Source organism: Thalassospira povalilytica, assembly GCF_002844235.1.
Taxonomy (GTDB): domain Bacteria; phylum Pseudomonadota; class Alphaproteobacteria; order Rhodospirillales; family Thalassospiraceae; genus Thalassospira; species Thalassospira povalilytica.
On sequence record NZ_PGTS01000001.1, the window covers coordinates 463,258 to 475,183 of the forward strand.

The 11,926-nt window shown below is 56.0% G+C and carries 12 protein-coding genes; 4 read left to right on the forward strand and 8 right to left on the reverse strand.

Annotated elements, in window-relative coordinates:
* Positions 1-2: 2 nt before the first annotated feature.
* Positions 3-962, forward strand: coding sequence for a GDP-L-fucose synthase (gene fcl, locus CU041_RS01975; RefSeq protein WP_101245572.1), 960 nt, complete (start codon positions 3-5; stop codon positions 960-962).
* Here the strand turns inward: fcl and CU041_RS01980 are convergent.
* The 4 genes from CU041_RS01980 to CU041_RS01995 all read right to left on the reverse strand — a co-directional run bounded on the left by CU041_RS01980 (position 959) and on the right by CU041_RS01995 (position 4,784).
* Positions 959-1,582, reverse strand: coding sequence for a nucleoside triphosphate hydrolase (locus CU041_RS01980; protein WP_101245573.1), 624 nt, complete (start codon positions 1,580-1,582; stop codon positions 959-961). The genes fcl and CU041_RS01980 overlap by 4 nt on opposite strands.
* A gap of 132 nt (positions 1,583-1,714) precedes the next feature.
* Positions 1,715-2,503 (reverse strand): ATP-binding cassette domain-containing protein, encoded by a 789-nt coding sequence (locus CU041_RS01985; RefSeq protein ID WP_101245574.1) that lies wholly within the window; start codon positions 2,501-2,503, stop codon positions 1,715-1,717.
* Entirely contained in the window at positions 2,500-3,582 is a 1,083-nt protein-coding gene (locus tag CU041_RS01990; RefSeq protein WP_068518331.1) for an ABC transporter permease, read from the reverse strand. Before CU041_RS01990 ends, CU041_RS01985 begins: the two co-directional genes overlap by 4 nt.
* A 173-nt stretch (positions 3,583-3,755) precedes the next feature.
* Entirely contained in the window at positions 3,756-4,784 is a 1,029-nt protein-coding gene (locus tag CU041_RS01995) for a sugar ABC transporter substrate-binding protein (protein ID WP_068518330.1), read from the reverse strand.
* 226 nt (positions 4,785-5,010) lie between these two features.
* Between CU041_RS01995 and CU041_RS02000 the strand changes: the two genes are divergently transcribed.
* Entirely contained in the window at positions 5,011-6,258 is a 1,248-nt protein-coding gene (locus tag CU041_RS02000; RefSeq protein ID WP_101245575.1) for an ROK family transcriptional regulator, read from the forward strand.
* 21 nt (positions 6,259-6,279) lie between these two features.
* On the opposite strand, the gene gloB is transcribed toward CU041_RS02000, so the two are convergent.
* Positions 6,280-7,050: a hydroxyacylglutathione hydrolase gene (gloB, locus tag CU041_RS02005; protein WP_101245576.1), complete on the reverse strand. Its 771-nt coding sequence runs from the start codon at positions 7,048-7,050 to the stop codon at positions 6,280-6,282.
* Positions 7,051-7,216: 166 nt separating this feature from the next.
* On the opposite strand from gloB, the gene CU041_RS02010 reads away from it, so the two are divergent.
* Positions 7,217-8,059 carry a methyltransferase domain-containing protein gene (locus tag CU041_RS02010; protein ID WP_233432976.1) on the forward strand — a complete coding sequence of 281 codons (843 nt, stop codon included), beginning with the start codon at positions 7,217-7,219 and terminating at the stop codon, positions 8,057-8,059.
* A gap of 138 nt (positions 8,060-8,197) precedes the next feature.
* The gene (locus tag CU041_RS02015; RefSeq protein WP_170310083.1) at positions 8,198-9,019 is read left to right on the forward strand and encodes a substrate-binding periplasmic protein; all 822 of its coding nucleotides are present in this window, start codon (positions 8,198-8,200) and stop codon (positions 9,017-9,019) included.
* Between the two features lie 74 nt (positions 9,020-9,093).
* Here the strand turns inward: CU041_RS02015 and CU041_RS02020 are convergent, their stop codons facing one another.
* The 3 genes from CU041_RS02020 to CU041_RS02030 all read right to left on the reverse strand — a co-directional run bounded on the left by CU041_RS02020 (position 9,094) and on the right by CU041_RS02030 (position 11,924).
* The gene (locus tag CU041_RS02020) at positions 9,094-9,723 is read right to left on the reverse strand and encodes a LysE family translocator (protein ID WP_101245578.1); all 630 of its coding nucleotides are present in this window, start codon (positions 9,721-9,723) and stop codon (positions 9,094-9,096) included.
* Between the two features lie 160 nt (positions 9,724-9,883).
* Positions 9,884-10,660: a cytochrome c1 gene (locus CU041_RS02025; RefSeq protein WP_068518326.1), complete on the reverse strand. Its 777-nt coding sequence runs from the start codon at positions 10,658-10,660 to the stop codon at positions 9,884-9,886.
* Positions 10,653-11,924 (reverse strand): cytochrome b, encoded by a 1,272-nt coding sequence (locus tag CU041_RS02030; RefSeq protein ID WP_082817765.1) that lies wholly within the window; start codon positions 11,922-11,924, stop codon positions 10,653-10,655. The genes CU041_RS02025 and CU041_RS02030 overlap by 8 nt, the downstream gene beginning before the upstream one ends.
* Between the last annotated feature and the right edge of the window lie 2 nt (positions 11,925-11,926).

Below are 11,926 nucleotides of genomic sequence, written 5' to 3' on the forward strand. Positions count from 1 at the left end.
TTATGATTAAAAAGGTTTTTGTTGCAGGTCATAATGGGATGGTCGGTAGTGCAATTGCTCGCCGACTAAGACTTGATGCGCAAATCGAACTTGTTACAGCTACGCGTGGCGAATTGGATCTTGAAAATCAAGAATCAGTAAACCGTTTCTTTGTTAGACACTCCATAGATGAGATTTATCTTGCAGCTGCCAAGGTTGGTGGAATTCACGCGAATAACACCTATCCAGCAGACTTCATTTATAAAAATTTGTTAATTGAGGCCAATATCATCGGTGCTGCTCACCAATATGATGTTCAGAAGCTTCTGTTTTTGGGGTCTAGTTGCATATACCCGCGTGCTGTGACACAGCCAATGCGAGAGGACGCTCTCTTGACCGGTGTACTCGAGGCCACTAACGAGCCTTATGCGATTGCCAAGATTGCAGGTATCAAACTGTGTGAGTCCTTCAATCGGCAGTACGGCCGGGATTATCGCAGCGTGATGCCTACAAACCTGTATGGCCCTGGTGACAACTATCACCCTGAGAACAGCCACGTCATTCCTGCACTTTTGCGCCGTTTTCATGAGGCTAAAGTTTCTCGTGCTCAGGAAGTCATTGTGTGGGGGAGTGGGAAGCCATTTCGCGAATTTCTATTCGTCGATGACATGGCTGCTGCATGTATCCACGTCATGAATCTGGATGACGCGACCTACAAAGATAAAACAGAAGAAATGTGTAGCCACATCAATGTTGGCTATGGCTCGGATGTTACTATTCGGGAATTGGCGGCTGAAATCGCAAAAACCGTTGGTTTTGAAGGCAAAATCGTTTTCGATACCTCAAAACCGGACGGCACGATGCGAAAATTGATGGACAGCAGTCGCTTGTTCTCAACCGGCTGGAAGCCATCTGTTGATCTTCAAAGTGGTTTGGCAATCGCGTATGAAGATTTCCTGAGCGGGAAGGCGCGCGAAGTCTAAACAACCGTGACAGATGCCTTGCGGCTGGTTGTCATGATGATTCTGGCATTGGGCAGATCATTATGTTCGGCTTTGGTGATGGCAGATTGATGGTCAAAACCAAGGCCCTGCCACCGGTCAATCAGGCGTGCGCGCAGGGTTTCTTCAGGCACTTCAAGAAACACCGACAGATCAAAAAGCCCGTGAAGTCCGTTCCATGGTTCCTGATCAAGCAACAGGTAATTGCCTTCGACCAGAATGATGCGGTGGCGTGGCGAAATGGCGCGTGCCGATCCGCGTGATATTTCAAGTGCGCGGTCAAAAACCGGCACATAGATCTCTTCATCTGGGCTATCGCGCAGCGCAAGCAGGATGCGTCTCAATCCCCCGACATCAAAGGTGTGCGGCGCGCCCTTGCGCGATAACAGGCCGCGCTGTTTCAGGATCGCATCATCAAAATGAAAACCATCCATCGGCACAACAGCAGCACCGGCTTCATCACCCCCCAGATGGTGATAAAGCCGGTCGGACAAATGTGATTTGCCCGATGCTGGTGCCCCGATGATCGCAACCAGGATGCGCTGATCATCAGTTTGTTGTGCGCGGATCATCGCCGCCAGTTCGTCAATGTCGGGTGTCATCTGGGTTGGGTCTTCTGGAATTGATGTCTTGTGGCTTTTTGTTTTTGAACGGGCGGGGCAGGGCTGCCGTTTTGGGCCATCCTGCCCCGTCCGGTCTGGTGCCATATCGTTGTCGAGTCAGCCATCATCGGATCAGGTAGCGGCATCCACTGCGGGTGGTTCCATTGCCCCGGTCATGAAGGCAACCGCATCGGACATGCTGTAATCATCGGGCTTGATGGTACAAAGCCGTTTGCCCAGCCGATGGACATGAATGCGGTCCGCGACCTCGAACACATGGGGCATATTGTGCGAAATCAGCACAATCGGCATGCCGCGCGCCTTCACATCGGCAATCAGATCCAGCACACGCCGGCTTTCCTTCACACCAAGGGCGGCGGTCGGTTCATCCATGATCACAACGCGCGATCCGAATGCAGCCGCCCGTGCGACCGCAACCCCCTGGCGTTGCCCCCCAGAAAGGGTCTCGACCGCCTGGTTGATGTTCTGAATGGTCATCAGGCCAAGCTCGGACAGTTTTTCACGTGCAAGCCGTTGCATTTCCTTGTGATCAAGCGCACCGAAATATTTGCCCATGAAGCCTTTCTTGCGAAGCTCGCGGCCCATGAACATGTTATCGGCAATCGACAGGGCCGGCGACAGCGCAAGGTTCTGATAGACCGTCTCGATCCCGGCTTCGCGGGCCTCCATCGGCGATGTGAATCCGATCGGCTTGCCATCAAGTTCGATGCTGCCTTCATCAATCGTGATCGCCCCTGAAAGCGCCTTGATCAGCGATGATTTCCCCGCCCCGTTATCGCCGATAACGGCCAGAACCTCGCCGGGATAAAGATCGAAATCGGCATGATCAAGTGCGGTTACCCGGCCATAGCGTTTGACAATCCCGCGCGCCCGAAGAACCGGTTTTGCTGTGTTGCTCATGACGACACCTTTCTGATCCACTGGTCAATGGCCACGGCAATGATGGTCAGCCACCCAATGGCAAAGACCTGCCACAGAACATCCACCCCCGCCAAGCGAAGCCCGGAATTGAACACACCAACAATCAGCGCCCCGATCAGCGGACCGATGATTGATCCGCGCCCGCCAAACAGCGAGATGCCGCCAATTACAACTGCGGTAATCGATTGAAGATTGGCTTCCTGAAAGCTTTGCGGTGAAACCGATCCGACACGTCCGATCGATGCCCATGCCCCGATGCCGCATACAAGCCCGGCCAGACCATAAACCATGATCAGGGTGCGGTTGGTGCGAATGCCCGAAAGCTCGGCGGCTTCCTTGTCATCGCCAATCGCATAAACATGCCGCCCCCAGCTGGTATGGTTCAGGATGTACCAAAGCACCCCGAAAATCACCAGCATCAGGATCGACCCATAGGTTATGCGCGCCCCGCCAAGCGCGATGCTTTCGCCAAAGAATTTCAAAAGCGGGGCAATTTCATCAAGCGTCTGGCTGCGGATCGACTGCGCGCCCGAAAGCCACAGATTAAGCGCAAAGAAAATATTCCAGGTGCCCAGTGTGACGATGAAAGGCGGCAACTTGATCCGGGTGACCAGAAAACCGTTAAGGCCCCCGGCCGCAATCCCGCCGATACAGCCCGCAATGATCGCAATCGGGGCGGGCACGCCAAGGGTGATGGCAAGCTGGCCCATGATCACCGACATCAGAACCATGATCGCCCCGACCGAAAGATCAATGCCCGCGGTCAGGATGACAAGGCTTTGTGCCGCGGCCAGAATCCCGATGATCGAGACCTGCTGCATGATCAGCGACAGGTTAAAGGGTGAAAAGAATTTGCTGCCTGCAACGAAACCGAAAATCACGATGGACGCGATCAGAACGATCACCGGTACCATCGTCGGGTTGCCGTGCAGGAAATGCTGCACATTGTCAAACAGGCTGCGTGATTTGTGTTCGAATGTTGCAATGGAGCGGTCACTGGACTCAAGCGACTGCTCGAAATCCTGTTTTTTGCGTGACGACTGAGCTGTATCGCTCATCTGTTCCTCCCGACCTGGTTCGGGTCTGTGCGGGGCAGGGTGCGCGCACGGCCCGGAAGTCACCCGTCCGGTTCTGATGACCGGTTTGGTTTGCGGATGTCGACCAAGTGTAATCTAAAGTGGGACAAGGAGGGCGAACTTCTTGCCGCCCTCCTTCGAAGCGGAAGGGATCCTTAACCCCAGCAGCGATCCGTGCCTTCGGCAACGCTGATTGACGGCACGCCGTCAACAGGCTGGTCGGTCACAAGATTGACGCCGGTGTTATAGAAGTTCAGGCCCTGCGAATTCTGCGGTTTTTCACCGCTATCCGCCCATGCCTTGATTGCTTCGATTCCCTTGGACGCCATCAGAAGCGGATATTGCTGGGAGGTCGCGCCAATCACGCCATCCTTGACGTTGGCCACACCCGGGCAGCCGCCATCGACCGAAACAATCAGAACGCCTTCTTCCATGCCAAATGCCTTGAGCGCCTCATAGGCACCCGCCGCGGCCGGTTCGTTGATCGTATAGACAACATTGATATCCGGGTCGCGCTGCATAAGGTTTTCCATGGCTTTGCGGCCACCTTCCTCATTGCCGCTGGTCACGTCGTGACCAACGATCCGGGCGTCATCCTCGTCCCCGATCTTGTTGGGGTCCTTGATGTCGATCCCGAAACCTTTCATGAAGCCCTGATCGCGCAAGACATCGACCGACGGCGCACTTGGCGACAGATCAAGCAGCGCGATTTTCGCATCACTTGCCTTGTCGCCCAGTTTGGCCGCCGCCCACTGACCAATCAGCTCGCCTGCCTTGAAATTGTCGGTGGCAAAGGTCGCATCGGCCGCATCAATCGGTTCAAGCGGCGTATCAAGCGCAATCACAAGCAGCCCGGCATCGCGGGCCTTTTTGACCACCGGCACAATCGCCTTGGTGTCCGATGCGGTCAGAAGAATACCCTTGGCCCCCGATGCAATGCAGGACTCGATGGCCTGGACCTGTGTTTCATGGTCGCCATCGATTTTCCCGGCATAGGTCGAAAGATCGATGCCGAGTTCCTCGGCCTTGGCCGAAGCCCCTTCTTTCATTTTGACAAAGAACGGGTTGATGTCGGTTTTGGTGATCAGGCAGGCCCCGATATCGGCAGCCTGTGCCGCGTTGGGGGCAGCCGAAAGACCAAGAGCAAGCGCACCAAGGGTTGCGCCAAGAAGTGCTTTTTTCATGTGTTTCCTCCCAGGGATGAACCTGAATGGCTGATCGGTTTCGACCAGCACCATTTGTTTTCCAACAGATCGTGGCGCGCATTTTCTTCAGGGCCTTCAACCTGTCTGCCGCCTAGCACACACCAATCCGGCGAGGCTGTCAATTAATAAATCCGGTTGATTTATTAATTAATCCTGTCACTCTGAACCGCAATCGGGCATTAAAGGACCCGAGTGGGAGGACCAGATGACGCAAACCATATCGACCAGCCCCGACCAAACAGGGGCGGAAGATCAGGCAGCACGTCCGCTGCATCCGGGCGGTGGCGCCAATCAGCTGCGTGTGCGCGCCTATAATGAACGGCTTGTCCTGTCGCTGGTCCGCCGCAATGCCGGTCTGTCAAAGGCCGATATTGCAAGGCTTTCGGGGCTTTCGGCCCAGACGGTGTCCGTGATCATGCGCGCCCTTGAAAAGGACGGATTGCTCAAACGCGGCACCCCGGTCCGCGGCAAGGTCGGCAAACCCAAAGTCCCGATGGCGCTTAATCCTGACGGGGTATTTTCCTATGGTCTGAAGATCGGCCGGCGCAGTGCCGAACTGATCCTGCTGGATTTTGTCGGCACCGTGCGGGCGTCGCTCAAGGAAGCCTATAAATACCCGACCCCTGATGGCATCCGCCAATTTGTCCGGGACTCGATTGACCGCATCACCGCCGGTCTTGGCACGGATCAGCGCAACCGCATTGCCGGGATCGGCATTGCCGCCCCGTTTGAACTCTGGAACTGGGTGGATGAAGTCGGCGCCCCGGTCGAAGACATGAATGCCTGGCGCGAAGTCGATCTGATCGACACCATCGGTGCCATCGTGCCATTCCCGGTCTTTCAGCAAAATGACGCGACCGCCGCCTGCGGGGCCGAACTGGTCTTTGGCCTTGGGCCGAACTATGCCGACTTTGCCTATTTCTTTGTCGGATCGTTTATCGGCGGTGGCGTGGTGCTCAATCAGGCGCTCTATGCCGGGCGTACCGGCAATGCCGGGGCTTTCGGATCAATGCCGGTTTCCTCGCGCAGCGGCCATCCCAGCCAGCTGATCGATCAGGCATCGATCTTTGTGCTTGAAGATATGCTGACCCGCGACGGCCGCGATCCCGCCATGCTGTGGCGCGACCCGGACTATTGGAACACGCTGGGTGAAACCCTTGATATCTGGATCAGCCACACCGCACGCAGTCTGGCAATCGCCATTACCTCGGTCTGTTCGGTGATCGATTTCGAAGCGGTGATTGTCGATGGCGGCTTTCCGCCTGATGTCTGTGCCCGGCTGGTCGCGGCAACCCGGGCGGCCACCAGCGACCTTGACCTTCAGGGCATCGAACGCCCCCATATCGAACAGGGCCAGGTCGGCAGTGCCGCGCGTGCCATCGGGGCGGCAAGTCTGCCTTTATTCTCGCGCTATCTGCTTGATCAGAATGTCCTGTTCAAGCAGATGCAATAACCCCGGACCCAGCCCCAGCCCCTAGAAACTGTCCTTGCGCTTGCGGATCTCGGCAAAGATATCGACCGGGCTTTGGCCGCTCATGCCGATTGCTGCGGCAACCGACGGCTCATCAGCCCGCAGGAACGGGTTGGTCGCAAGCTCGACATCCAGACGCGACGGAATGGTCGGCAAATTGCGCGCCCGAAGCCCGTCAATATCCTGACAGCGCGCAATCAGGATCGGATTGTCCGGTTCGATGGTTTTGGCAAAGCGCGCATTGGACTGGGTATATTCATGCCCGCAATAGACCTGGGTGCTGCCCGGAAGGTCGCGGAACTTGCAAAGAGAATCCCACATCTGTGCCGGTGTGCCTTCAAACAACCGCCCGCAGCCCAGCGCAAACAGGCTGTCGCCCGAAAACAGCGCGGTAACCGCCGGGAAATAAAACGCGATATGGCCGCTGGTATGGCCCGGAACGTCAAAGACCCGCCCCTTGAGATCCCCGATCAGAACCTGATCCCCTTCGGCGCATGTTTCATCCATATTGGGAATGCGCGCACTTTCCGCCGCCGGACCCAAAAGCTTCGCCCCGTATTTTTCAATCAGTTCGCCATTGCCGCCAATATGGTCATGGTGGTGATGGGTATTGATCACCAGATCAAGGTTCCAGCCCCGTTCCTCAAGGGCGGCAATCACCGGGGCTGCTTCGCCCGGATCAATCACGGCGGTGACGTCGCTGTAATGACAGCGCACAAGATAGGTGTAATTGTCTGAAAGACACGGAATAACGATCACTTCGCCCGCGGCCATGGCGTACCTCTGCACTGAATTTGTGTAATTGCCCCAAGACTATCAGCAAGGACTGTCTTGAAACAATCACCCAAAATCCAAAGATTTTGACATTCTATGCTAGGGTCGGGACCGAACTGTCTGCAAAGATGTTTCCGTGCCGCAAAGGGGATGATAGGTTTACCGAATGCCGCAGGATGTCGTTGATCTTCACCGTTTTTATGCAAGCAGTATCGGTCAGGCCGCCCGTCGCCTGATCCGCAGGCGCCTGCGCGTCATGTGGTCGGATGTGCGGGGCATGCGGGTGCTGGGCTTTGGCTATGCCACACCCTATCTGCGCCCCTTTATCGGCGAGGCCGAACGCGTCATGGCCTTCATGCCCGCCCGTCAGGGCTGCGTGCACTGGCCCGTGGACGAAGAAAACCGTGTCGCCCTGACCGAAGAAACCATGCTGCCGCTGCCGGACAGTTCGGTTGATCGCATTCTGCTGGTTCATCTGGTCGAACATTCCGATTCCATGCGCCGTCTGATGCGCGAATGCTGGCGGGTCTTGACGCCCAATGGCCGGATCGTGGTCGTGACTCCGAACCGAAGCTCGCTTTGGTCCTGGTCGGAAAAGACGCCGTTTGGTTATGGCCATCCCTATAGCGTGTCCCAATTGCAAAATCTGATGCGCGAAAACATGTTCCTGCCGGTCCAGCACAGCCGCGCGCTGTTCCTGCCACCGACCCAGCGCCGCCTGTTCCTGCGCTGGTCGCAGCTGTTTGAAAATATCGGATCGCGCCTGTTCAAGGCCTTTGCCGGTGTCTCGATCGTCGAAGCCGGCAAACAGCTTTATGCCAGCACCGGCACCCCGTCGCGCAAGCGCCGTCTGGTCCACATTCCGGTAACCGTACCGCCCCTTCGCCCGGCCGAAGGCAATCACCAGCATCAAAAGGACCACGTCCTGTCATCGCGGTCCGCCAGGGTCGATGCCGCCGATGTCGCCGATGATGCGCGGCTTACGGATCGGACCGACAAGCCCGCATGATGTCCGGGCCGGTTTGGCGCCCGGATTGGCAATGATCGGCAATGACCTGCAATGATCTGCAATGATCTGTTACCTCATGACAATTGACAGACCCGTGCAGTCTTCCCCCATAATGGGGGCATGAATTTCAGAAATGCTGTGCGAAATGCTGTCCGCTTTACGGGGTGCATGCTGGTCGGGGCTGTGCTGACCACATCGCTTTGCGCCCGCGCCGAGACGATCCAAAGCAGCAATATCCCGCGCACGATTACCCTTTATGCCGAAGACAGCAACCGTCCCTATGCCTATTTTGACGGAACCGGCGCCGAAGGCATCTATGTGCGCATCCTCAAAAAGGCCTTCGCCAGAATGCCGCAATATCATCTCGATATTGTCAGCGTGCCGTTTCGCCGTGGCATGGAATTGCTCAAGGATGGCAAGATCATGGGGTTTTTCCCGCCCTATGCGCGCAAGGACCGCGACTGGATTGACCGCTATTCGATCCCGATCCTGCGTGAAACGGTCGTCGTCCTGTGCAGCAATGATTACGCCCATAGCCACGATCTCAAAGTCTTTCCGCGCGATTTCAAGGATGCCCGTTTTGCCAATAATGCCGGCTATCGACTGGCGGGCGAGGCATTCTTTGACATGGTCGATGCCGGTGACATCACCCTTGAAGAAGCCAACACAACCGCCAGCAACCTGCGTTTTCTGATGGCCGGGCGGGTTGATTGCTATGTCAATGAACGCATGGCCATTCTGGCGGGAATGCGCGAACTTGCCATCGACAAGAACATGGCGCGCCTGTTCAACGAAACCGCCATCATCGGGCAGGAATTCGGCTTTGTTGCCTATGGTCCGGACCCGGAGAACCAGTGGCCCTGGCGCGATCAGTTCGCCGATGATCTCGACAAGGCCCTGGCTGACATGCGCAACCAGGGTGAAATAGACCGGCTGGTTGTCGATTATTTCGCCTATTAGGTGCCGGTTCGTTCTGCTGTTGCCCGTGCCTGGGCTGGCTGTCTGCTTTGGCTGCCTGATTTGGCTGTTTGGGCCTAGCGCGCCGAAACCGCAAGCCCGATCCCGAAACTGACAAAGATGCTGCCTGAAATGCGCTGGAACCATTTCTTGCCATTCCCGGTCAGGAACTGGCGCGACCGGGCGGCAAACATCGAATAGGCCATGATCGATGAAAACGACATGATGACAAATGTCGTATCCATGATGGCAAATTGCGAAATCAGCGGCGCATTATGGTCAATGAATAACGGGAACAGCGCGGTAAAGAACGCAATGGCCTTGGGATTGCTTGCCGAAACGATGAAACCCTGAACATAAAGGCGCAAGATACCCGGCGCGCGTTTGGGTTCGGTGCTGTTGACCCCTTCGACGGCGGGCAGTCTGCTGTCGCGCCAGAACTTGATGCCCAGCCAGATCAGATAGGCCGCGCCGACATAATGGATGATCGAAAACAGCACGCCCGATGTCATGATCAGCGCGCCCAGACCCAGTGCGGATAACAACCCCATAAGCCCGGTCCCCGTCACACAGCCCAGCGCCCCGATCAGCGACGCACGCGGGCCGAACCGGATGCTGTTGGTAATGCCCAGCATGATGGCCGGGCCGGGGGTCAGGGTGGCGATAAAGACTGCCAGAAAATAAAGGGCGAATTGATCACTGGTCATGCTGGGGCGCTTTCATTGGGGCGGGCTCGATGCCGAACGCCATTCAATGGTATGGTCTAAGCGCGGTCAATTACCATGATTGCGCATCAGATGCGCAAAAACAAACAGGCCATCCGAACGACGGATGGCCTGTTCAAAGGTCTTGGGCAGATGACCGAACTTAATGTTCGATATCGCGCCAGATTTTGCGTTTCACCGCATACAGCATCGCCGTCAGCACGATCAGGAACAGGATGACCTTAAGGCCAAGCTCCTTGCGGGCTTCAAGTTCCGGCTGTGCCGTCCAGTTCAGGAAGGCAACAACGTCACGTGCATGCTGTTCCAGGGTTGCCGGGGTTCCATCGGTATATTCGACCGCTTCATCATAAAGCGGCGGTGCCATGGAAATCTGGTGGCCCGGGAAATAGTGGTTATAGGATTTGCCATCGGAAAGATCGAACCCTTCCGGGGCTTCTTCCTCGTAACCGGTCAGAAGCGCGAACACATAGTCCGGCCCCGCGACACGTGCTTTGGTCATCAGGGACAGATCAGGCGGAATTGCCCCGCCGTTCGAAGCAGCCGCAGCCTTTTCGTTCGGGAACGGAGACGGGAAGTAATCCGACGGCTTGCCCGGACGGGTGAACATGTCACCATCGTCATTCGGACCGTCTTCAATGTCATATTCCGCCGCAATCGCCTTGATCTGGTCTTCGTTAAATCCAATGCCTTCAAGGTTGCGGAAGGCAATGAACCGCAGGCTGTGACAGCCCGCACAAACGTTTTTATAGACCTGGAAACCACGTTGCAGCTGGGCACGGTCATACGTGCCAAACAGACCCTTCCAGCTCCAGTCCTGTGACGGCGGTACCGGGGCGTCCCCGGCAGCCTTGGCTGCGTTACCGGTGAATGCAGTTACCGCGAAGGCGGCAGCAATTGCGGTCAGTGCGAACTTACGCATTTGCACCCTCCTTCAAAACAGACTCACTGATGCTTGCCGGAAGCGGTTTGGTTCTTTCAAGCTTCCCGACCAATGGCATCACAACAAGGAAATGCGCGAAGTAATACAGCGTCGAAAGCTGACCCATCACGATAACCTTAAGACCCGGAATTCCCATGAAATAGTCATCCGGTGCCTTCGCCCCGCAATAGCCGAGGATGAAGGTATCGATCACAAACAGCCAGAAGAACCATTTGTAAACCGGACGGAATTTCGAGCTGCGAACCTTCGAGGTATCAAGCCACGGAATAACGAACAGGATGACGATCGATGCAAACATCGCCAGAACACCAAGCAGCTTTGCCGGGATGCCAAGGATGGTGAAATCGATCGAACGCAGGATCGCATAGAACGGCAGGAAGTACCATTCCGGCACGATGTGCGGCGGGGTTACCAGCGGGTTGGCCGGAATATAGTTGTCCGGGTGACCAAGGTAATCCGGTGCAAAGAACACAAACGCACAGAAGAAGATCAGGAACACGCCCAGCCCGAACAGATCCTTGATCGTGTAATAGGGGTGGAACGGAATGCTGTCTTGCGGGGTTTTGATTTCAACGCCGGTCGGGTTGTTCGACCGCACACTGTGCAGCGCCCAGACATGCAGGACAACAAGGCCCAGAATGACGAACGGCATCAGATAATGCAGCGAGAAGAACCGGTTCAGCGTCGGGTTATCAACCGAGAAACCGCCCCAAAGCCACGTCACCAGCGGATCGCCAATGATCGGGAAGGCCGAGAACAGGTTGGTAATAACCGTCGCACCCCAGAAGGACATCTGGCCCCAGGGCAGGACATAACCCATGAACGCAGTCGCCATCATCGCAAGCAGGATCAGGATGCCGATCCACCACAGAACTTCGCGCGGCGCCTTGTAGGACCCGTAATACAGGCCACGGAAAATATGGATAAAGACGCAGATGAAGAACATCGATGCGCCATTCATGTGGATATAGCGGATCAGCCAGCCATGGTTCACATCACGCATGATGCGCTCGACCGACTCAAAGGCCATATCGGTATGCGGGGTATAGTTCATTACCAGGAAAATCCCGGTAAGGATCATCGTCACCAGAACAAAGCCCGCCAGGGAACCAAAGTTCCACATATAGGACAGGTTTTTCGGGGTCGGATATTCGTAAGCGGAATGGTGCAGCATGGAGATTACCGGAAGACGGTCATCAACCCATTTCACCACTTTGTTATTCCATTGAGGTGCGCTCATCATAC

Excerpts from the sequence above, each read along its gene's own strand:
- CU041_RS02025 (WP_068518326.1), bottom strand. The coding sequence starts at position 10,660 with ATGCGTAAGTTCGCACTGACCGCAATTGCTGCCGCCTTCGCGGTAACT.
- CU041_RS01990 (WP_068518331.1), bottom strand. The coding sequence starts at position 3,582 with ATGAGCGATACAGCTCAGTCGTCACGCAAAAAACAGGATTTCGAGCAG.
- CU041_RS02000 (WP_101245575.1), top strand. The coding sequence starts at position 5,011 with ATGACGCAAACCATATCGACCAGCCCCGACCAAACAGGGGCGGAAGAT.
- CU041_RS02010 (WP_233432976.1), top strand. The coding sequence starts at position 7,217 with ATGCCGCAGGATGTCGTTGATCTTCACCGTTTTTATGCAAGCAGTATC.
- CU041_RS02030 (WP_082817765.1), bottom strand. The coding sequence starts at position 11,924 with ATGATGAGCGCACCTCAATGGAATAACAAAGTGGTGAAATGGGTTGAT.
- CU041_RS01985 (WP_101245574.1), bottom strand. The coding sequence starts at position 2,503 with ATGAGCAACACAGCAAAACCGGTTCTTCGGGCGCGCGGGATTGTCAAA.
- gloB (WP_101245576.1), bottom strand. The coding sequence starts at position 7,050 with ATGGCCGCGGGCGAAGTGATCGTTATTCCGTGTCTTTCAGACAATTAC.
- CU041_RS01980 (WP_101245573.1), bottom strand. The coding sequence starts at position 1,582 with ATGACACCCGACATTGACGAACTGGCGGCGATGATCCGCGCACAACAA.
- fcl (WP_101245572.1), top strand. The coding sequence starts at position 3 with ATGATTAAAAAGGTTTTTGTTGCAGGTCATAATGGGATGGTCGGTAGT.
- CU041_RS02020 (WP_101245578.1), bottom strand. The coding sequence starts at position 9,723 with ATGACCAGTGATCAATTCGCCCTTTATTTTCTGGCAGTCTTTATCGCC.
- CU041_RS01995 (WP_068518330.1), bottom strand. The coding sequence starts at position 4,784 with ATGAAAAAAGCACTTCTTGGCGCAACCCTTGGTGCGCTTGCTCTTGGT.